Raw genomic sequence first — 19,058 nt, 5'->3', positions numbered from 1 at the left:
TTAATGAAAATGGGTATAGTAACCGGGATACCGGGAGTAGGAAAAACTACTGTATTATCAATGGTCTCAGAGATACTTAAGGAAAAGAAAATTCCATATAAGATAATGAATTACGGAGACTATATGCTAAATATAGCATTAGATCAAAAATATGTAAATAATAGAGACGAGATAAGGAAGCTTCCTTTACCAAAGCAAAGGGAATTACAATTGGAGGCAGCAAAGAAAATAGTTAAAGATTCTGAAGATTTAGGTGATAAAGGTTTAAGTTTTATAGATACGCATGCTGTTATAAGAACTAATTCGGGGTATTTACCAGGACTACCAAAGCATATAATAGAAATATTATCACCAACCGTAATATTTTTAATAGAAAGTGATCCTAATAATATCTTAAAACGACAATCGAGGGATAAGGATAGAATAAGGTCTGATTATAGTAATATTGAGATAATTACTGAAACAATAAATTTTGCTAGATACGCTGCAGTAGCTTCTGCAGTTCTAGTAGGCGCGTCAGTAAAGATTGTGAATAATGTCGAAGGAGATCCAAGAGTAGCGGCAAATGTCATAATAGATTCTATGATGTAAAATGAATTTTATTATATTTTTTATAATATCTATATCTTTTTTATCAAATTTCGCTATTTATGTGTTTTATAAAATATTCATATATAATAAGCTTATTTCCGTTATAAAGAAATTAGAATATTATGATCAACGTTTAGGTAAAGTAGTCTCAAACAAAAGGAAAGAAAGAATATATAAGAAGATATCTCCTGAAATGAAGACGTACAATTCAAAGCTTTATATGTACTCGTTTTTTCAGTCCTTATTGCTTATAGTTTTTTATATGATAGATTTATTTTTAGTTCTGACGTATTTTTCAGTTCCAGTATATTTACCATTTAATATACCATTTATAACACATATTTCTGGTCATAAGTATTATTTAGAACTGGGTAGTCTGATAATATTTATATTATCATTTGTGTTATTCACGCCTATTTCGCTAAGACGTCCGAAGATTATTTAAACTATAAAAAATATTTTCACACTGAGTAGTATGACCAAACCTGAATTTAGATCTAGGTCATGGAGAAAAGTGCATATAAAATTACCTAGTAATAAATCTAGTATACATTTTGAAAGGCATAAAAATTCACCTGCCGTGTGTGCAATATGTAAGAAACCCCTTAGAGGCACAGTTACAAACAATGTAAATAAATTTAGTAAAACTCAAAAACGTCCTGAAAGGCCATATGGTGGATATATTTGTCATAGCTGTCTTGAGAAACTTATAAAGTCCTCCATGAGAGGAATTTCATGATTGTTGTAATTAGTGGTCCTTCTGGAAGTGGGAAAACTACTATTGCTAAAATTTTATCTAATAAACTTAATTTGAGTTATATTTCCGCTGGAGAGTTATTTAGAAATATGGCAAAAAATGTAGGGAAAGACGTTCTTGATCTTAATTTAGCTGCGGAAAAAGATTTCTCTATAGATAAAGAGATCGACAAAAAAATATTCGATATAGCTAGTAAAGGTAATGTAGTAGTTGAATCTCATATAGTTGGATGGTTATTAAAAGACATAGCGGATTATAATATATATATTTGGGCTTCATTAGAGGAAAGGTCTAAGAGAATATCTAAGCGAGATAATATATCATATTCGGAAGCCATACAAAAAGTCATAGCTAGAGAAGAAAGTCATTATTTACGGTTTTGGAAGTATTATGGTATAGATCTCTTAGATTTATCTGTTTTTGATTTATGTATTAATACGGAAAGAATGTCTGTAGATAATATAATAGATATAATTCTTAGATATGTTTCGTCAAAAGATCTATCTATCTAAAATCTCTTGTGATTATTAGGTAACTTATTATCTTATGAATGATAAATAATATTTGCTTATTATATAGTGAAATAAAGGAAAATAATTCCTATAATAGGAATTAGGAATTTATTTTCTATTAATTTAAATTATTTTAACCTTAAATATCTTTATTAGTAATTTAGTTTTAGTCTTCTGTGAATCATTTATAACATATTTAATATGTTAAGGAGATTGTAATGACAGGTATTGAAACTCTTGTACAACAGATAACTACTCAAGTAACAGAAATAGCTTGGAGTGTATTTATCCTTGCATGGGCGATAGGATGGGCCATAAGAGGCTCGCCTATACCAATATTTAAAATTAAACGGACTGGACAAGATTTTATAGAAGACGCAATATTAGCAGCTTTTTGGTTAGCTTTAGGTACCACAGTATTTAGTCTAGTATCATACGTTGCAAGTCAGATATAAGGTGAGAAAATGTTTAACTCATTTTATTTTCTAGGCATAGCATTTAATTTAGCTATATTGACCTATTTTATTGGAGTATTATTAATGGGTAGTCCAATTCCGGTATATGGAATAAAGAAATGGGGACCTAAACTAATATCAGATGGCATATACTCCGCTGTTTTAGTTAATTCTTTTGAAGCTATATTGTATTTTTCTCAACAAATATCTAATATAATAGGATCAAATTGGACTAGTTTTTATAATTGGATTTATCAAGTTATCGCACAAGAGTTAGAAATTTATACCCTTATAAGAACATTGTATGCCACAATTTCAATATCTCAAGATCCTGCAGTTTCTATTTTCTTATCGCCATTAACTATCTTCTTTTCTTTTTTAACTGGTTTGATTGCTACTATGGAAACTATTTTGACAATATCGTATCTGGTAAATGAAAATGTAGGAATATTTATAGCATTAGGAATTTTGTTTTTGTCATTACCTTTTAGAATAGGTAGGAGTATAGGTGGAGCATTGATAGGTTTTGCAGTAGTATTTTACATAGGTTTACCTTACTTGCCTAATTTCCTGACCGGACTAGGTGTCAATGTTCTTAATCCTCCTGCTGTTAATAGTAATAGTGCTAGTGATATTCTGAATTTCTTAGCTACAGAGGCTATTCCATTTTACGTTGAAGGAACAGTCGTTTTGCCTGCAGCATATCTAACTATATTGGCTGGATTATCAATAGGATTAGGTTCTGCTATTAGCGGATATTCGTCTAGATTGCCAATTCCTATTGAGATTTTCTAGTGATTAAAGATGAAAAGTAAGACATTTATACTTATCTTAATAATAATCAACATAGTAATAACATATGAATCTACAAAAAACTCTTATTACTTATTTACAGATTTATTTTTATCAATAATAATATACTATAGCGTGTCAGTTATTTCGAAGAAGTTTGCTGAGAAGTAGTAGTTCTTCTTTCCTTTCTTACTTCTTTAGTCATAAATAATGTGGTTTTTTGTCTTCCTCCCATTTTTCTTCAATTAAAGTTAAAAGCAATAAGGTAAAAAAGCTTTTAGTATGAAAAAATTCGAGTTTTTCGATCATACGTCAGATGTAGGTATAAGAGCATTTGGTAAAAACATCAATGAAGCTTTTGAAAACGCAGGATTAGCAGTGTTTGAAATTATGACTGATACTTCTCATGTAGTTCCTAAAGTAGATAAGGAGATAGAAGTAGAGGGATTTGATTTAGAAAATCTACTGTATAGATGGATTGAAGCTTTGTTGTTTTATTATGATACAGAGTTGTTATTATTTAGTAGATTTTCTGTAAATATAGACTTAGATAATATTAAATTGTCAGCTAAAGTAAGCGGAGAAAAATTCGATGAAAACAAGCATGAGAGAAGAACCTTAGTTAAAGCTATGACATACAACGAAATGGAAATTAAACGGAATGAAGACGGAAGCTATACTATAACATTTGTTGTAGATATTTAATAGCGTCTGTAACATAGATAACAAATATTATTTCACCGTTATCTCTATCGATAATTTTATACTAAGATAAGAGTTTATTTTCAATAGTTATTTTGTTTGATTCTAGTCATACAAGAATCACAATAGTCTAAAGGTAAAGAGTCAAGCTCTTCTATGTTTTTAAATCCCTTCATTATGCAGTAATTCTTGCAATTATCTATTCCACTATACATCCCTATAATGTAAAATATTATTTTGTTAATTCTTTCTATAGAAAGATTCACGTTATTTTTATTAAATATGTTTTTAATAGGTATAATAGCTATATTACCATTTTTCATATAAAAATTATCTGTATTATTGATGTCTATATCTGTAATTCCAATAATAATATCAAATGGAAAGTTATTAAACCTGCTTTGAAATTTTTTCAAAATAATATCTGAAATGTACTTGTCTTCATTCCAATCATATGCGTTTATGGATATATGAAATATTTCTGGAAATATATTTACGCTAAACTTTCTTTCTAATAATACATCTACTATGCTTTGTAAAATAAGTCTATCTACCTTATTTATTTGAACTAATAATATTTTCTTCATTGTTGGGGCTCCTGGAGACCCTATTTCATTGCGCCCTTTTAAGGGCTTCTCTTAGAGAGTCGCCGAGCCCCTACATAATATTTCGGCAAAAATTTTAAGTTTAAGACTTTAGATATAATTAAGTGCCGCCGTAGCTCAGCCCGGGAGAGCGCCCGGCTGAAGACCGGGTTGTCCGGGGTTCAAGTCCCCGCGGCGGCATATATTTTATTTCTATTTTTACTTTAATATTTCTCATGTTAGTAGAGTATCCTCAAATGATTTTCTATCTTAATTTTTTGCAATAATAATCTTGTAATACATTTTGTACTTAATTTTAAAATATTTAATAATATCTTTATAATTAATTAAATAATTAAAAATTGATTGTTAATAGAAGTATAAATATTTTTATGTAAATTGAGTAATAATAGAGAAATAATATCAATTTAACGAAAGTATTATAATAGATTAGTTTTAGTCTAAATATTAGATTTGAGACTAATTAGATGATAATAGAACTATGTCCTTAATAATAACGTTAAGTTCAATATAAAATTCAGATGCTTACTAGGTAGACTTTAATTAGTCATATCTATAACATATTTTTGGGATTTCGAATGTTAACTGGAATAGAACTTTTCTTAGCAGTACTTATAGCTTCTATTATAGCAGGATATCTAGGATCTCTTACTGGATTAGGAGGAGGTACTGTTTTAGTACCTATTCTAACTCTATATACAGGAGTTCCAATAGTTTATGCAACTGGAGCTAGCCTTATTTCAACAATTTCCACGTCAAGTGGCGCAGCAAGTGCATATATAAAAGATAAGATAATAAACTTAAAAATAGGTACATCGTTACAAACTGCTACAACATTAGGCGCTATTGCTGGTTCTTTGACTGTTACATTTATTTATTCCCATCATTTAGAAAATATAATTTATATAGTTTTTGGAATTGTTCTATTGGGTTCTGTATATCCTACATTAAAGAGAGGTAAGTCGGAAATACCAGACATGTTACCTCCAGACTGGTCCACAAAATTTTTCCAGATGAATGGAGAATATTATGATGCCGCGTTAAATAGCGTAGTAAAATATCATGGCGTAAGATGGATTTACGGCGAATTAGTAATGTTTACTGCAGGATACGTGTCAGGGCTTCTTGGAATAGGGTCTGGTGCTTTAAAAGTCATAGGAATGGATTGGGTAATGAATTTACCTATTAAGGTCACAACAACTACTAGTAATTTTATGATAGGTGTAACTGCAGCTACTAGCAGTGGAATATATTGGGCGTTTGGATATATTCAACCAATTATAGCCGCTGCTACAACAATAGGAGTTCTAATCGGAGCATTTACTGGCACAAGAACTTTAGTAAAATTAAAGAATAAAAGGATAAGAACAGTTTTTATAATTTTATTGGCATTTTTAGGAATTCAGATGATATTGAGGGGGTTAGGTATCTCATGACAGATTTAGATGCGGTAACTGGAATAGTTATGAGGGTTGGCGTTATTTTAAGTATAGTGTTAGTAGCTATAGGTGTCGCAATAACTGTTATTGAGCATGGTGCAGACGGTTATACACTAAATGAATTATTCTCTAGAGTTTCAGTAGTTAATTCTTCTACTGCTTCCTTACCTTTTATACTAAATGGTTTTACAGACCTCAGTGGCCTAAGTTTCATATACATAGGTTTAATGGTTCTTATTTCAATTCCTGTAATAAGAACCGCATTAGCTCTAATATACTTTCTATATGATAAGAACAGGCTATATATAATTCTCTCTGCTATAGTACTCTTTAATCTATTATTAGCCATCTTAATATTACCTAGAGTATTAAGATAATATCATTAAATTGTAATAAATATCGGAAATATCACAAGATCTCTGTATTCTTTGCTTATGTTTCTTGTATTTTTAAAATATACTTTTTTCTTTATTTTGTTATTTTTTACTGTAATTATTATAGTAATATTGGTATCTAACGGTATAGCTATTGTTTTTCCATTTATTAAATCTAAAACTAATTTTTTCTTAGCAGAATTTTCTCCTAGCATGAGACTACTTAGTCTTAAGAAACATAGAGACATAATTACGAATAAATAGTTATGGATAGGATTATGATAAAGCTATTTTACACAATATAATATTATATTATTAAAACATTTATTATAATGTTATATAGAAGTACTATACTGATAAGAGAATTTATCTTAACAGGGGCGTTCAGTAATAAATATTTTGGTTGAACTTCAAGCATAATGTCAACTAAGATTGCCACGTGTACCTTTCAATCCACGTGGCGATTTGGGGAGGATCACTTAGGCTCATAAGGCTTATTATTATACCAAACACTCCAAACTATTCTAGCCAATTTCCTGGCTAAAGCAGTGTACAACTTCTTTCCCTTCAACTTTTCCTTATGGTTCTCGTAAAATTCTAGTAATGTAGGATTACGAGAGTAATTCATCTCAGCGAGGAAGTAGAACAAGCTGCGCAAGTACTTATTACCCTTCTTCGATATTCCCTTACAGTAGCTTTACCGCTCCTCTCAACTATTGGGTCTAAACCACAGTAGGCTACGAAGGACTCAGGGTTAGGAAAGCGTTTAATGTCCCCAACAATGCCTATTATTATTCCCGAAGAAAGTTTTCCTATTCCCGGTATAGTTAATAGAACGTGATTTTCAGACTGTGATTGTATCATTTTCTCTACTTCTTTTATTTTCTCGCTTGTTTCCAGTAGTGCTTTAGATAATACTTCGATTTCTTCAAGTACGATCTTTGTGTACTCTAAGTTGTATAATTGTATTTTGAAGTTTCCTTTAGAGAATTCTTCAAGCATTTCCTTGCTTATTTTTTCCTCGTCACTGACTAGGAATAGTGCTCTTTTTACCCTGTTCTTGTACTTTACTTCAAGGTCTTTTAGGAAGATATATAGTGTTACTAGTTCTTTCAATGGGTTGTAGTTGTACTCCTTTGCCTTGTTTGCCATGTTTATTAGTTTTTGTGCGTCGTAAAAATCTGTTTTCTTTCCTCTCAAGTCCTTCTCCTTCCATAGTTTTGGCTTACTTGTAGTATCTTGATCCCTTTTTCCTTGAAGTATTGACATGGTTTTATTGAGTATGCTCCTGTCGGTTCGACCACTATTGTGTTTAGTTTCACTTTTAGTATTTCTTCATAACCCTTCTTGTTGTTCTCGTAGACCCTCCCCTCACTCGTTACTAGATGATCTTTTGATATGTCTATTCCTAGGATCCCTACCTCTTTATCACACCTATATCCGTGCATATTATCACAATGTTCAGTCCGATGGTAGGGGTTTGTCACGCCCCCGTTCGAAGACTTTGCTTCAGTCAAAGGGTCGACCATGTTTCCCAGTTGGAGAGTATTACCCTCCCCAACTAATTAATCTATATAGGGTTCAAAGAGGGCGAAAGACCCCTTCCGTGACGGTAGACTCAAAATCTGATTAATAAAAATAATTTTTATTTGTTATTAGTTATTCATGAGGATTTAATGAAATTAGATAATTAATTCTACAGTATTTTTTAGGAAATTTTTAAGAATTGTATTAGATCTTTTATATTTCTACAAGTAAACTAAGAAATATTATTATAATATTAGAAAATGATAAAGATGTGTATGATAGAATCCGTTTTATTTACATTGATTATTTAATACATTTATTCTTAATGCTCTTGATTATGAGTATAATGAAATATGTTCCTTTACTTATGAAGAAAAAATATGAGATTTAATATTGAATTTGTATTTGTAAAATGATTTTTGGTCTACCATAAAATGGGGCTCGAGCCGGGATTTGAACCCGGGACCACTGGGTCCACAGCCCAGCGCTCTCCCGAGCTGAGCTACTCGAGCCACTTTATATATGATTATTGATATTACTTTTAAACTCTTTCTTCACTATGTCAAGCAATACTCTAGCTATTTCCTGTTTAGATGTTTTGTCTATCTTTTTAGTAAATGAATTCCCTATGATATATACCTCGTCATACTCAGAAGAAAATCCTATATCTTTTCTTTTAACATTATTAGCTACTATTAAATCAAATCCATGTAAGTTCTTTTTTATTTTTGCTTTGGCTAAAAGTTCATTATCGCTTTCTACAGTTTCTGCAGAAAATCCTACTATGAACGCTCTTCCATTTATATATTCTGATATTTTAGGTGTTTTTTCTATCTCTATTTTAGGCAATTCCTTATTATGCGTGTCTATTTTTGTATTATAGGATATCTTGAATTTAAAATCTGCTGGAGCTCCAGCTAATATTACTATATTATATCCTTTTTCTACATATTTTCTAACCTCATTTGCCATATTTTCTGTAGTAAATACGTCCACTTCTGTTTTTACGTATGATTTGATTTTTGAGCATAATGGCCCATGAATTAAAACTACGTCAGCTCCTCTAAAGTATGCTTCATTTGCTATAGCAATCCCCATCGTTCCACTACTAGGATTGCTAATGAATCTTACAGGATCTAAATATTCTCTAGTAGGTCCTGCAGTAACTATAATTTTGAATCCTTTAAGATCCTCTCCTCTATTTAGTGCAGCTGAAATTTGGGAAGATATTAATGATAATTCAGGATAATGGGCTATATCATTTATAATAATTGGGTCTATTATTCTTATATTTATTGATTTTAAATATTCTAAAGAATTTTTAATTTGTGGCGATTGATACATAGGCAAATGCATAGATGGAACTATAAAAACTGGTTTGTTTTTTCCTATGAAGTTTAGAGCTGTTGTAGTTAGTGGAGTGTCGGATATTCCTTGAGCTATTTTAGTAATAGTATTGGCAGTAGCTGGTGCAATTATCATAGTATCTAATTCTTCCGATAGTTCGACATGTTCTAATTTTCCTGAGAGTTTAGTTATTACAGGGTTTCCTGTAGCCCATTCGAAAATATCTTTAGATACTAGCTTTAGAGCACCTTTGCTCATTATTACATATACTTCTGCTCCTATACGCATTAACTCTCTAGCTAGATCTATGGATTTATATACTGCTACACTTCCAGTTACACCAAGAAGAATTTTTCTATTGCGCAATTCTTCTGATATTTCTCCTATAATTCTCTTTGATGGATGAACCATAAGTTTCTTCAAACATGTATATAAACTACTAATAAAAACATTATAGCATGGAGCAAGCTACTAATAGTCACAAGTCAACTTTTACATTAAGGAATGTAAGGCTTGATGATGTTGATCAAATAATGAAAATAAATAGATTAGCTCTCCCAGAGAACTATCCATATTATTTTTTTGTGGAACACGTGAAGGATTATGATAAGGCATTTTATGTAGCTGTGATTGACGGAGATATAGTAGGTTATATAATGCCTAGAATTGAATATGGATTCAGTAATTTTAAATCAATACCTAGTCTAGTAAAAAAAGGTCATGTAGTGTCTATTGCAGTCCTAGAACAATTTAGAAATCAGGGTATTGGCAGCTCATTATTAGAAGCTTCAATGAAAAGTATGAAAGATGATTATGGCGCTGAAGAGGTCTATTTAGAAGTTAGAGTAAGCAATTATCCTGCAATTTCCATGTATGAAAAGCATGGATTTGTAAAAATAAAAATATTAAAACATTATTATGCTGATGGAGAAGATGCGTATTTAATGGCAGCTCTTTTAAACACAAATTCTACGTTGTCAGGATAATATTCAGTGTAAAACCCATTATATAATGAGCCTATAGATATTATTTTTATGCCATTTTTTTCTGATATTGATGGATATTCTGAATGTCCATGTAATACTATTTTAGGCTTGTTATGTAGAATTTTTTTAGTTGTCTCCTCATTTCCTATCATAAAATTTCCTATTATACCTGTACCAAAACCTTTAGGTGGAAAATGTGTTATTACGATTTTATCTGAAAAATTAACAGATAATCCGTAAATAGAGGTTTGTATTAATCTATTTGTCTTTTTCAAGTATTTCATTACAAATACGCTTTCAAATTCGCCAAGTATTCCATAAAAATTATTTAGAAATTGTGGGCATTCTATATCTCCTAATCCTATTACTGCGTCAAATTTTTGATCATTTATATATTCTATCACATCCTCTTGGCAAGGGAAGCCTGATATTAAGGCGAGTTTTTTCATACCATTTATCCAAATTATATAATGCTAATCCAGTAGCTATAATATCTGCTGTAGAGCCAGGGTTATATTTGTTTGAGACTAGAAATTTGTTAAATTCATATAGATCGCTTTGGGATGGACATTCTGGTAATTTTGATGCATAGTCAGAAACTCGTAAAGCTACTCTGGCTCCAAATTTTCTGTATATTAAACCGTCTGGCACTTTACTAAGTATCCGTATAAACGCTGTTTGTATATTATTTTCAAAGTCTTTACAAGGATTTTGTCTAATTATATTATAAACTTCTATACTATATTCATAATTTCTTACTATATTTCTTATTAAGCTATCTTCGTTTGAAGAATACATGAATACGTTCCATAGAGTTTCTTCCATATTTCTAAAGTCCATGGAACTTAAAGTTCCTAGGTATGACAATTTAAGTTCATTGAGTGAATTAGAAAACCATTTGCTATCGTCCCTATCTAGGCTTCTAACTACTTGAGTAGACATAGAAATTAATGAATCTAGATTATAAGCTAGAACAGAACTATATGCTAATGGTAATAAACTAATTTCAGTACCAAATATCGAGAAATTTACATCTATAATTTTGGATATATATATTGATCTATACAATAAATCATATATAGGTCTATCAGAATAAAATCCTCTTTTACATGCAATTTTGTAACTTTCCTCAGAAATTATTGCAGACTCTAGTATGTCTCTAAATTTTACGCTGTTTATATCTTGATATCTTGAGGCATTGCCAGGCTTAAATACTAGAGACTCTATAATACTTGACTTACTTAATAATCCTGCTATCTCACTGCATATAAGGTCTAATGTAACCTCCAATTTCTCTATCACCTACAATTATAGTATTATCTTCATTACACTCCATTAACATTCCATAAATCTCTACTTTATGATTTCCATATAGTACAGTATTATATATACCCTCATAAGATAATATTTTAAAAGTTTTTTTATTACTGAAGAGGAATGCCGTTGATGGATAGTATAATGCTCTTACGTCGCCATAAATATCGCCAGAAATTTTTATCGGACCTTCTTTTATACAGATATCTTTACAATATTGCCATGGTTTATTATCTACAAATAATATAGAATACTTTATACCTTTATATATTCCTCTAGTTTTTTTATTGTATAAACTTTTAGCTAATTCTACTGGTATATTATAATTTTTAGAAGTCTCCAAAATCCAATCCTTATCAATATCAAATCCCTCAAAAGTATTGAAGAAATCTTCAGTGTCTTTATCTCCATATATGACAAAATCTATATCGGATTTAGAATGCTGAATGTTAAGGAGAATTGAGCCGGTAATACCTATATTTTTTACATCTATCTTGGATATTAAATCCAATATTATTTCGTCTAATTCTGACGTGCTACTTTTACGGATAATCTCATCTATCTTATCTTCTGGAGTTAAGTGTTTTTTGACTTCTGAAAGTCTTTTAATTGGGAAAGAAGCTCCAAAGCAAGGTTCATAAATAAACTCTTGCCTTGATTGTAATAAGTTTCTTATTCCATAGTATCTTAAATTTCTATCAAATCCTTTCCATAAACCTTTTCCTGTATATATATATTTTAAATATGCAAAGACATAGCCATAAGGGTTATAATTAGTAAGTACAAAAAATATATTGTCATTCTTGTCTATTAAAGCGTCTTTATCAAGGAAATAATTTCTTCCCATCCTTTAAGTCTCACATAATATATAGGTGTGTTACTACTCTTAAGCATATCAATATATTTTCTATATATACCACCACATAGAGCATTAGCAATATATGAGGCTCCTATAGCAGATTCTTTAAATTTGAACTCAAATTTTTCTCCAAAATCTATATTATATTTATCTTTTCCAGAAATTATTATAGGTATATCATATTTTGTACTATACCATTCTGAAATAATTTTTACAATTTCTATAGCTCTTTTTTTATCGCCATTAGTATATATTGTGTCTTTAGTTATCTTAGAGTATTTAGATAAAAGATATGCTACTTCTCCGTCTAAGGCTCCAGGTGCGAAGGGCCCAGGTATTACTGTACCCCCAAATCCGTCTATAACTTTTCCATTTATTACAACTATAACAGAATAAAAATGTCTACCCGCTTCTACTAGTACAAAACTATCGAAAAATGTTCTATAAAAAAAGGTAGATGCTAGCTTATCTGCAGTACCCATATCTATAATATTAGTTTTTCTATAATTTGGAACGCTTTCTAGTTCTACAATCGAAGGTAAAGTTACTCCATTTAGGCCTTTAGCGGCCCTTAGAAAATTATGTAATGGTCCTGTTTTTTTAGGATCAGATAATGTAAGTAGAAATATTTCTTTATCTTGAATATCGCTTATTTTGTAGAATGGTAAACCGTGTCCAGAAGGTAATGTAATTAATTTTGGCCTTAAATCGGCTATGTATTTAACAATAGACATACTAGCGTTTACGACAAGTTCTGTTGGGATTTCATAATATTTTACTAATCTTCCTAATTCATCAACGAAAGCTATTGCATAACTTTCGCTACCTGGGTCAACTCCTGCACATATCATAAAAAAGACTTTTAATTCAGCTTAAATAAATCCAACTAGATGATGACAAAAATTTTACCGATTTTGTGAAGTTAGTGGGCAGCCACTGAAAGAAAAATTTTAAAATAATAATATACAATTGTATACAAGATGTATACATGAAAAAAGATAGTAGACATCCCTGCTTCATGCGAAGCGATATATATAATAGACTGTCGGAAAACGCAAGTAAGAAAAATTACTCCGCATATAAATATACTAATGAACTAGTAGAGGCGGCGTTAGATATTGAAGAGTCTGGAGTATCTTTGAAAGATATTAAAGATGAGATAATAATAATGGAAAAGCTATTCAAGTATAAGAGAATAATTATAGTACCTCTAACAGCTATATCCAATATACAGCAAAGCCAATGGATAGATTTAGGAAGAGGATTTGGATTATTAATAAGACAAATGTCACTAAATAATAATCAAATAATTCCTATATTTATATCTGTTATAAAATTCTTCTTCTCTTTAGTTGGAGCTATTAGCATTAATAATAATCAAATAATTATATCTTTTCCTATTTATCCACAAGATATCCAAGAGAAGCTTGTTTCGTCGGCTAGAGATCTTATAACTTCTATAGTGGATATAGCATCTATATCTGCTAATATACAAGAGGAAAAAGGTCAGATAAAGGTGGAAATTACAAGTGCAATTTAAAAATTAGGGATTTATAAATATAGACGCGTTAGTTCCGTAGAGAGTTACATAGTTCGTAACTAAATATTGCAAGTTAGATTTTAATATCAAGCAGTTATGTAGTTAAGTAGGTAGGGTAAAATAGCGGCGTAGGCCAGCCTGGTAGGCCGCAGGGCTCATAACCCTGAGGTCCCTGGTTCAAATCCAGGCGCCGCTATCTGGTTCTCCCTACCTCCAAAAGATATTTTATTAATCTATAATATTCTATAATTATTACATCCAAGAATAAGGATAAAAATTTCTAAATACCATGTGTAAGATAATCAATTCTTCCTCCATCAGCTACTATTATCTGACCGGTTATATATGTGGAGTCTTCACTAGCTAAGAAACTTACTATATTTGCTATATATTCTGGTTTTCCTGTTGTATGTAGCATAGTTCTATCCTTAAACCATTGTCTTAATTTTTCTATTTCCTCAGCACTTTTTCCTCCTATAGTCATATCTGTCTCTACCCAGCCTGGTGCTACAGCGTTAACTCTAATACCATATTTCCCTAACTCATAAGCTAATCTGCGTGTTAGAATAATTATTCCTGCCTTAGTTATTGAATAGAAAGTATTTCCTATAGCCGAAGTCCCTAGACCAGCATTCGATGCCATATTTATTATAACGCCTTTGGATTTCTTGATTAAGGGTAAGAATTCGTATGTAACATAAATAGTGCCATCTAGATTTATTTTCATCATCTTTTCATATTTTTCTTCATCAAACTCTTCAAAGGAAAATAGATACCAGATTCCTGCATTATTAACTAATACATCAACCTTATCATATTTTTCTGCGACTATTTCTGCGGCCTTCTTTACTTGTGATCTTTTTGAAACGTCACATTTTATAGTAAGAAATCCCTTTTCTTCAAGTTCTCTTGCTATATTGTCAGAGGAGTTATATAGTATAATAACATTTGCCCCTAGTGACTTAAATTTTTCAGAAATAGCTCTTCCAATACCTTTTGTTCCTCCAGTTACTACAACAACTTTTCCATTAAATGACATAATTCCCTATTTAACAATCATAAGATTTAACTTTAATTGATTATAATCTAGGTTACAATACTATTTTTAACTAAAAAAAGGCTTAAAAATTATCTATAGATATATTTCTAATATATTTGATATTTAGAAATAAGAATTTGAAAATATAATATTGGTTAAACTAGCTTATAATGCTTGCCATTATATTTATGTTTAGAAAATTCTATATTTTTTATAAGATATAAATAAACTATGAAAAAGATAGTTATTTTAGGTGGCGGAATAGCTGGAATGGGAGTTGCTACAACACTAGTTTCTAAAGGCTTCGATATAACTGTTATAAATAAGGATCAGTATTATTTTACTGGACCTAGCAGACCATTGCTGTTAACTGGTGAACAAAAATACGAAAGAATGGTAAGAGGATACGAGGAAGTAGGCAAGAAAGGAATAAAATTAACTGTAGGTAGCGTATATAAGATTGATCCGGACGAAAGAAAAATATATGTTTCTGAAACTACAAGCAGTACTACTAAAGAGGTCTCGTATGATTATTTAGTTATCGCTCCTGGTATAATATTTGATGGTAGTAGTATAAACGGATATGACAAATGGTGGTGGAAAAATACAACAGTTTATGATTTAGGAAGAGTAAATGTTCTTAAAGAAAGAGTTTGGACTAAAACAGAAGGTAATATAGTAGTATATGCACCTAAAGCACCTTATAGATGTGCTCCTGCTCCTACAGAGACAGCTATGTTAATTCATACAATATTAAAATATAGAGGAATTAGAGATAAATTCAATATTACATATATAGACGCTAATGATAAAACACAGCCTCCATTCACTGCTGACATAGTTTCACAAGTATTTGAAAAAGCTAAGATCAACTTAGTTACTAACCAAGAGATAATAGAAATGAATGATAAAGAAGTAATAACAAAGAGTGGAGAGAAATATAAATTTGATATTCTTGCTATGTTAGAGCCAAATAGAGCACCGTCCTTTATAAAAGATTCAGGATTAGGAGATGATTATGTCGATGTAAGATCTCCACAAGATTTAAGACATCCTAAATATGACGACGTGCTATCTGCTGGGGATGTAGCAAAATTGCCTTTCCCTAAAAATCAAGAAATAGCGTTCGAAAGCTCTTTATTTGCAGCTAATAAAATAATGGAAATTGAAGGGATATCAGATAAAGTTCCAGTCCAATATGCATTTGTAGGTTGGGCATATATGGGAAATCTTGAAGGAAAATTAGAAACATACAGTCTTCAGTTCAGATTAGATCTAACTTCTAAGCCTCCAAAGCCATCTAAAGATCCAGAGCTTAAAAAAGAATATACACTACAAAAAGATAATTGGGAACAAGCATACCTAGAAAGATTATTTTCATATAAAAATATTTAATTAAGAATTTTTTTTAAAAAGTTTTACTATAGGTGTTTTTTAACTTTATTTATAATAGTCAGTTCTGAGTTTTGTGGGATTTGAAGTGATATAGCTATTGTAGATATTACAGCATTTACGTTCATATTCTCAAAATTTCCAGTTCTTCTTTTAATAATGTTAGCACTAGATTACCTAACCATAATAATGTAGCAGTATCTGCTATAAAAGCGCCAGCACTAGCTAATATTTCAGGAGTTATATATGCAGGTATTAATGGGAATATTTCAGCCTTTCTCATTAGTCCTTCTAAACCTAAGTCGTCAAAACCTACTACTATCATTACTGTTCCTATCACATATCCAACCATGTGAATCCATCCTAGCTTATTGGAATACCATTGTCTTCCTGTTAATGCTGGTACCATGTAATATAGTGTCGCGAATCCTGCTGGAACAATTGAGAAGAATATCATAGCATGGAAGTGTCCTACTACCCACATACTATCATGTATTATAGAATCAAAACTCAGATCTCCGTTGGCTATTCCAGTTACTCCTGCAGCTATAGATCCTGCAAAAGCTATTGATATCCAAACACTTATTAAGTTAAGATTGATTTTAGCTCCTTTTGTTGTTGCCCATAAGTTGAAGAACGTCATCATTGATGGGACTACCACAGCGAACGTTAATACTTCTTCAAGGACTTTTATTCCTACTGGTAAGTTTACCATGTATAAGTGGTGTATTGGAACGTTATTTGAAAATATTAGATAAAGCAGTGCTGAAATTCTTCCCATTCTATCACTATATAGAGGCTTATTAGCCAAAATAGGAATAAGAAAGTATAATGATGCTACTGCAGGCATCCAGGTCATGTATACTATTGAATGCCATAATATACCGAACGCTATTTGATCAGAAATTACATTTAGCTTTGATATACCATAATATGCTAATAAGTCCCATGTATTTGCCGCAGTTGCCTCACTCCAACCTAAAGCTATCATAAGCGCAGTCATTATTGAAAATACTGAAAATATAGGCAATTTCTCTTTCATTTCCTTAGAAGCATATAAAATTGATAAACCATCCATATAACCATTAAATAAACTCCAGCATCCATTATTTCCCAACCAAAATACCATAATGGACTTACTACATACTGTGAATATCCAGCAACACCATATGGTGATAGATAATACCAACTATCTGATGGGAAATAATTATCATTAAATGTTGGAAATACTACTATTGGACCTTCTATTAACATAAACGCTATATTAAATAGAATGAATCCCAAGTTGAGCATCCATTTCTTTTTGGTTGCATTTTTATTAGCCTAAATGAGATAAAAATGAAAATAGCTAATTCTAACTGTACTGCAAATGCAAAGAAATCTCGCATAGCATGTAATGCTATAGAACCGTAATACTCTTGAGAAGTTAAAAGTAGGGATGAACTAGTAGCCCATGCAGCCTCTTGGATTCTAACCATCAGAGCATCTATTATTCCTAGTATACCCCATACTAAACTCACAATAATCATTGCCATAGTTATCCTTGATACCCAATCCTTATCAAGTTGAAATATTGCCGGTTATAATATCTTTTAACTCTACTGAAAATGATTTCATATAATCTAGGTTTATTTCGTATTTTTTAAGATTTTTAATCTATGAGCTATATACGGTTTATAAGAATTTGATGAAAAAAACTTTTTTATTGATTTTTATATATAGCTTAACATTGTTCTTTAATTATATCATAGAAATTCCTTATATATATATTAAACTTAAAATAATTTAAAATATAGAAATTATAATCTAAATGATATAACAGTTTTCTTTTTTTCAGCTTTCCAGTCCACTGTTACAGGCGGTAATCCTTGTAAACTTCTAATATAATTATACGCAGATAACGCTGCTTTTACACCATCTGCTGCTGCTACTACGGCTTGTTTGTAAGGTATTTGAGTTATGTCTCCTGCTGCAAATATGCCATCCATAGATGTTTTTGCTAAATCATCTATTATAACCTCTCCCTTTTCATTGAGTTTTACTAAACCTTTAAGGAATGTTGTATTGAGTAAATATCCCATTTCTATTATTATGCCTTCTACTTTAATTTCTTTTTCTTCATTAGTTTTTATATTTCGTATTTTGATGCCTTCTACTTTAGAATTTCCTTCAATAGCTTCGACAGTGTATCCTAATAATGGGATAATATTCTTATTGTTCATTACACTGTTTACAAGATCTGGCTCTCCTGCTAATTGTAAACTTCTAGATATATAATAAGCAGGTTTTGCATATTTACCTAGCAAATCTATAGCTTCTAAACCTGGATCTCCTTCTCCTACTACAGCAGCAGGGACATCTTTAAAGAATGCCGCATCGCATATTGCACAATATGAAACCCCTTTTCCTTTTAATTCATTTTCTCCTGGAACTTTAAGTTCCCTAGGTGATTTTCCAAACGCTAATATTACAGATTTTGCAAAGTATTCGTCTTTTATACCTCTAACTATAAATAAACTGTCTTTCTTTTCTATTGCTGAAACTTCCTCACCATAAATAAATTTTGCACCAAATTTTTTGGCTTGAGATTCAACTTTAGACGCTAGGCCTATTCCAGTATCTGCAGATATTGCTGGATAATTTTCAATTAATTGGGTCAAATTTAATTGCCCTCCTAGATCTTTTGATATTACTAGCGTGTTCAGTTTCTGTCTAGCGGAATAAAGTGCTGCGCTTAACCCTGCTATCCCTGCACCAATTATTATAACATCGTATATTTCTAGTTTTTCTTTATCATTCATAAGCTATTATAAAGATAAATAAGTAA

23 protein-coding genes, 3 tRNA genes and 1 pseudogene are annotated in these 19,058 nt (G+C 30.8%); 13 read left to right on the top strand and 14 right to left on the bottom strand.

The features are described 5' to 3' along the window. Positions 1 to 3 precede the first annotated feature (3 nt). The 6 genes from DFR85_RS22840 to DFR85_RS22815 all read left to right on the top strand — a co-directional run bounded on the left by DFR85_RS22840 (position 4) and on the right by DFR85_RS22815 (position 3,812). Positions 4 to 591 (top strand): adenylate kinase, encoded by a 588-nt coding sequence (locus DFR85_RS22840; protein WP_110270259.1) that lies wholly within the window; start codon positions 4 to 6, stop codon positions 589 to 591. 475 nt (positions 592 to 1,066) lie between these two features. Next, on the top strand, positions 1,067 to 1,330 hold the full coding sequence (locus DFR85_RS22835) for a 50S ribosomal protein L34e (protein ID WP_110270257.1): 264 nt from the start codon (positions 1,067 to 1,069) through the stop codon (positions 1,328 to 1,330). Continuing rightward, positions 1,327 to 1,860, top strand: a complete 534-nt coding sequence (cmk, locus tag DFR85_RS22830; RefSeq protein ID WP_110270256.1) for a (d)CMP kinase — start codon at positions 1,327 to 1,329, stop codon at positions 1,858 to 1,860. Before DFR85_RS22835 ends, cmk begins: the two co-directional genes overlap by 4 nt. A 218-nt stretch (positions 1,861 to 2,078) precedes the next feature. After that, a complete protein-coding gene (gene cedA1 / locus DFR85_RS22825; protein WP_110270255.1) occupies positions 2,079 to 2,315 on the top strand; it encodes a DNA import protein CedA1 in 237 nt (78 codons plus the stop codon). Positions 2,316 to 2,324: 9 nt separating this feature from the next. Further along, complete coding sequence (gene cedA, locus DFR85_RS22820) at positions 2,325 to 3,110, top strand: DNA import protein CedA (RefSeq protein ID WP_110270254.1); 786 nt, start codon at positions 2,325 to 2,327, stop codon at positions 3,108 to 3,110. A gap of 279 nt (positions 3,111 to 3,389) precedes the next feature. Then, positions 3,390 to 3,812 carry an archease gene (locus DFR85_RS22815; RefSeq protein WP_110270253.1) on the top strand — a complete coding sequence of 141 codons (423 nt, stop codon included), beginning with the start codon at positions 3,390 to 3,392 and terminating at the stop codon, positions 3,810 to 3,812. 80 nt (positions 3,813 to 3,892) lie between these two features. Here the strand turns inward: DFR85_RS22815 and DFR85_RS22810 are convergent, their stop codons facing one another. Continuing rightward, a complete protein-coding gene (locus DFR85_RS22810; RefSeq protein ID WP_110270252.1) occupies positions 3,893 to 4,396 on the bottom strand; it encodes a zinc metalloprotease in 504 nt (167 codons plus the stop codon). Between the two features lie 124 nt (positions 4,397 to 4,520). Here DFR85_RS22810 and DFR85_RS22805 point away from each other — a divergent pair. From DFR85_RS22805 to DFR85_RS22795, 3 genes are all read left to right on the top strand, one after another. Continuing rightward, positions 4,521 to 4,594: transfer RNA gene (locus DFR85_RS22805), tRNA-Phe, on the top strand. A 398-nt stretch (positions 4,595 to 4,992) separates the two neighbouring features. Continuing rightward, positions 4,993 to 5,850 (top strand): sulfite exporter TauE/SafE family protein, encoded by an 858-nt coding sequence (locus DFR85_RS22800; RefSeq protein WP_110270251.1) that lies wholly within the window; start codon positions 4,993 to 4,995, stop codon positions 5,848 to 5,850. Beyond that, positions 5,847 to 6,230, top strand: coding sequence for a DUF1634 domain-containing protein (locus DFR85_RS22795; RefSeq protein WP_110270250.1), 384 nt, complete (start codon positions 5,847 to 5,849; stop codon positions 6,228 to 6,230). Before DFR85_RS22800 ends, DFR85_RS22795 begins: the two co-directional genes overlap by 4 nt. Positions 6,231 to 6,235: 5 nt before the next feature. Here DFR85_RS22795 and DFR85_RS22790 read toward each other — a convergent pair whose 3' ends face one another. The 4 genes and pseudogenes from DFR85_RS22790 to coaBC form a co-directional block, all read right to left on the bottom strand. Beyond that, the gene (locus DFR85_RS22790) at positions 6,236 to 6,442 is read right to left on the bottom strand and encodes a hypothetical protein (protein WP_110270249.1); all 207 of its coding nucleotides are present in this window, start codon (positions 6,440 to 6,442) and stop codon (positions 6,236 to 6,238) included. A 260-nt stretch (positions 6,443 to 6,702) separates the two neighbouring features. Continuing rightward, positions 6,703 to 7,756, bottom strand: a pseudogene (locus DFR85_RS22785) (IS110 family RNA-guided transposase). 433 nt (positions 7,757 to 8,189) lie between these two features. Next, positions 8,190 to 8,266: transfer RNA gene (locus DFR85_RS22780), tRNA-His, on the bottom strand. A gap of 4 nt (positions 8,267 to 8,270) precedes the next feature. Beyond that, positions 8,271 to 9,524: a bifunctional phosphopantothenoylcysteine decarboxylase/phosphopantothenate--cysteine ligase CoaBC gene (gene coaBC, locus DFR85_RS22775; RefSeq protein ID WP_110270248.1), complete on the bottom strand. Its 1,254-nt coding sequence runs from the start codon at positions 9,522 to 9,524 to the stop codon at positions 8,271 to 8,273. 35 nt (positions 9,525 to 9,559) lie between these two features. Between coaBC and rimI the strand changes: the two genes are divergently transcribed. Further along, complete coding sequence (gene rimI / locus DFR85_RS22770) at positions 9,560 to 10,087, top strand: ribosomal protein S18-alanine N-acetyltransferase (protein ID WP_110270247.1); 528 nt, start codon at positions 9,560 to 9,562, stop codon at positions 10,085 to 10,087. Here the strand turns inward: rimI and DFR85_RS22765 are convergent. Genes DFR85_RS22765 through DFR85_RS22750 form a run of 4 tightly spaced genes read right to left on the bottom strand, consistent with a single transcriptional unit; the run spans position 10,018 to position 13,111 of the window. Further along, positions 10,018 to 10,491 (bottom strand): metallophosphoesterase family protein, encoded by a 474-nt coding sequence (locus DFR85_RS22765; protein ID WP_246253045.1) that lies wholly within the window; start codon positions 10,489 to 10,491, stop codon positions 10,018 to 10,020. The genes rimI and DFR85_RS22765 overlap by 70 nt on opposite strands. Further along, positions 10,472 to 11,377 (bottom strand): triphosphoribosyl-dephospho-CoA synthase, encoded by a 906-nt coding sequence (locus tag DFR85_RS22760; protein WP_162582713.1) that lies wholly within the window; start codon positions 11,375 to 11,377, stop codon positions 10,472 to 10,474. Before DFR85_RS22760 ends, DFR85_RS22765 begins: the two co-directional genes overlap by 20 nt. Then, positions 11,346 to 12,248 carry a nucleotidyltransferase domain-containing protein gene (locus tag DFR85_RS22755; RefSeq protein WP_110270244.1) on the bottom strand — a complete coding sequence of 301 codons (903 nt, stop codon included), beginning with the start codon at positions 12,246 to 12,248 and terminating at the stop codon, positions 11,346 to 11,348. Before DFR85_RS22755 ends, DFR85_RS22760 begins: the two co-directional genes overlap by 32 nt. Continuing rightward, complete coding sequence (locus DFR85_RS22750) at positions 12,212 to 13,111, bottom strand: DUF1464 family protein (protein ID WP_110270243.1); 900 nt, start codon at positions 13,109 to 13,111, stop codon at positions 12,212 to 12,214. Before DFR85_RS22750 ends, DFR85_RS22755 begins: the two co-directional genes overlap by 37 nt. A 137-nt stretch (positions 13,112 to 13,248) precedes the next feature. Between DFR85_RS22750 and DFR85_RS22745 the strand changes: the two genes are divergently transcribed. Both DFR85_RS22745 and DFR85_RS22740 read left to right on the top strand, forming a co-directional pair. Next, a complete protein-coding gene (locus tag DFR85_RS22745) occupies positions 13,249 to 13,800 on the top strand; it encodes a hypothetical protein (protein WP_162582711.1) in 552 nt (183 codons plus the stop codon). Between the two features lie 122 nt (positions 13,801 to 13,922). After that, positions 13,923 to 13,996, top strand: a tRNA-Met gene (locus tag DFR85_RS22740). Positions 13,997 to 14,080: 84 nt separating this feature from the next. On the opposite strand, the gene DFR85_RS22735 is transcribed toward DFR85_RS22740, so the two are convergent. Beyond that, positions 14,081 to 14,839 (bottom strand): SDR family oxidoreductase, encoded by a 759-nt coding sequence (locus tag DFR85_RS22735; protein WP_110270241.1) that lies wholly within the window; start codon positions 14,837 to 14,839, stop codon positions 14,081 to 14,083. A 231-nt stretch (positions 14,840 to 15,070) separates the two neighbouring features. Here DFR85_RS22735 and DFR85_RS22730 point away from each other — a divergent pair, with 231 nt between their 5' ends. Then, positions 15,071 to 16,234, top strand: a complete 1,164-nt coding sequence (locus DFR85_RS22730) for an NAD(P)/FAD-dependent oxidoreductase (RefSeq protein WP_110270240.1) — start codon at positions 15,071 to 15,073, stop codon at positions 16,232 to 16,234. A gap of 121 nt (positions 16,235 to 16,355) precedes the next feature. Here DFR85_RS22730 and DFR85_RS31905 read toward each other — a convergent pair whose 3' ends face one another. From DFR85_RS31905 to DFR85_RS22720, 4 genes are all read right to left on the bottom strand, one after another. Beyond that, positions 16,356 to 17,273 (bottom strand): cbb3-type cytochrome c oxidase subunit I, encoded by a 918-nt coding sequence (locus DFR85_RS31905; protein WP_246253044.1) that lies wholly within the window; start codon positions 17,271 to 17,273, stop codon positions 16,356 to 16,358. Beyond that, on the bottom strand, positions 17,270 to 17,515 hold the full coding sequence (locus DFR85_RS31900; RefSeq protein ID WP_246253043.1) for a hypothetical protein: 246 nt from the start codon (positions 17,513 to 17,515) through the stop codon (positions 17,270 to 17,272). Before DFR85_RS31900 ends, DFR85_RS31905 begins: the two co-directional genes overlap by 4 nt. Next, positions 17,491 to 17,766, bottom strand: a complete 276-nt coding sequence (locus DFR85_RS31895; protein ID WP_246253042.1) for a hypothetical protein — start codon at positions 17,764 to 17,766, stop codon at positions 17,491 to 17,493. Before DFR85_RS31895 ends, DFR85_RS31900 begins: the two co-directional genes overlap by 25 nt. A 264-nt stretch (positions 17,767 to 18,030) precedes the next feature. Further along, positions 18,031 to 19,032: an NAD(P)/FAD-dependent oxidoreductase gene (locus DFR85_RS22720; RefSeq protein ID WP_110270239.1), complete on the bottom strand. Its 1,002-nt coding sequence runs from the start codon at positions 19,030 to 19,032 to the stop codon at positions 18,031 to 18,033. Positions 19,033 to 19,058: the final 26 nt, after the last annotated feature.

Source organism: Acidianus brierleyi, assembly GCF_003201835.2.
Classification (GTDB): Archaea; Thermoproteota; Thermoprotei_A; order Sulfolobales; family Sulfolobaceae; genus Aramenus; species Aramenus brierleyi.
This window is presented reverse-complemented; position numbering and strand designations above follow the sequence as displayed.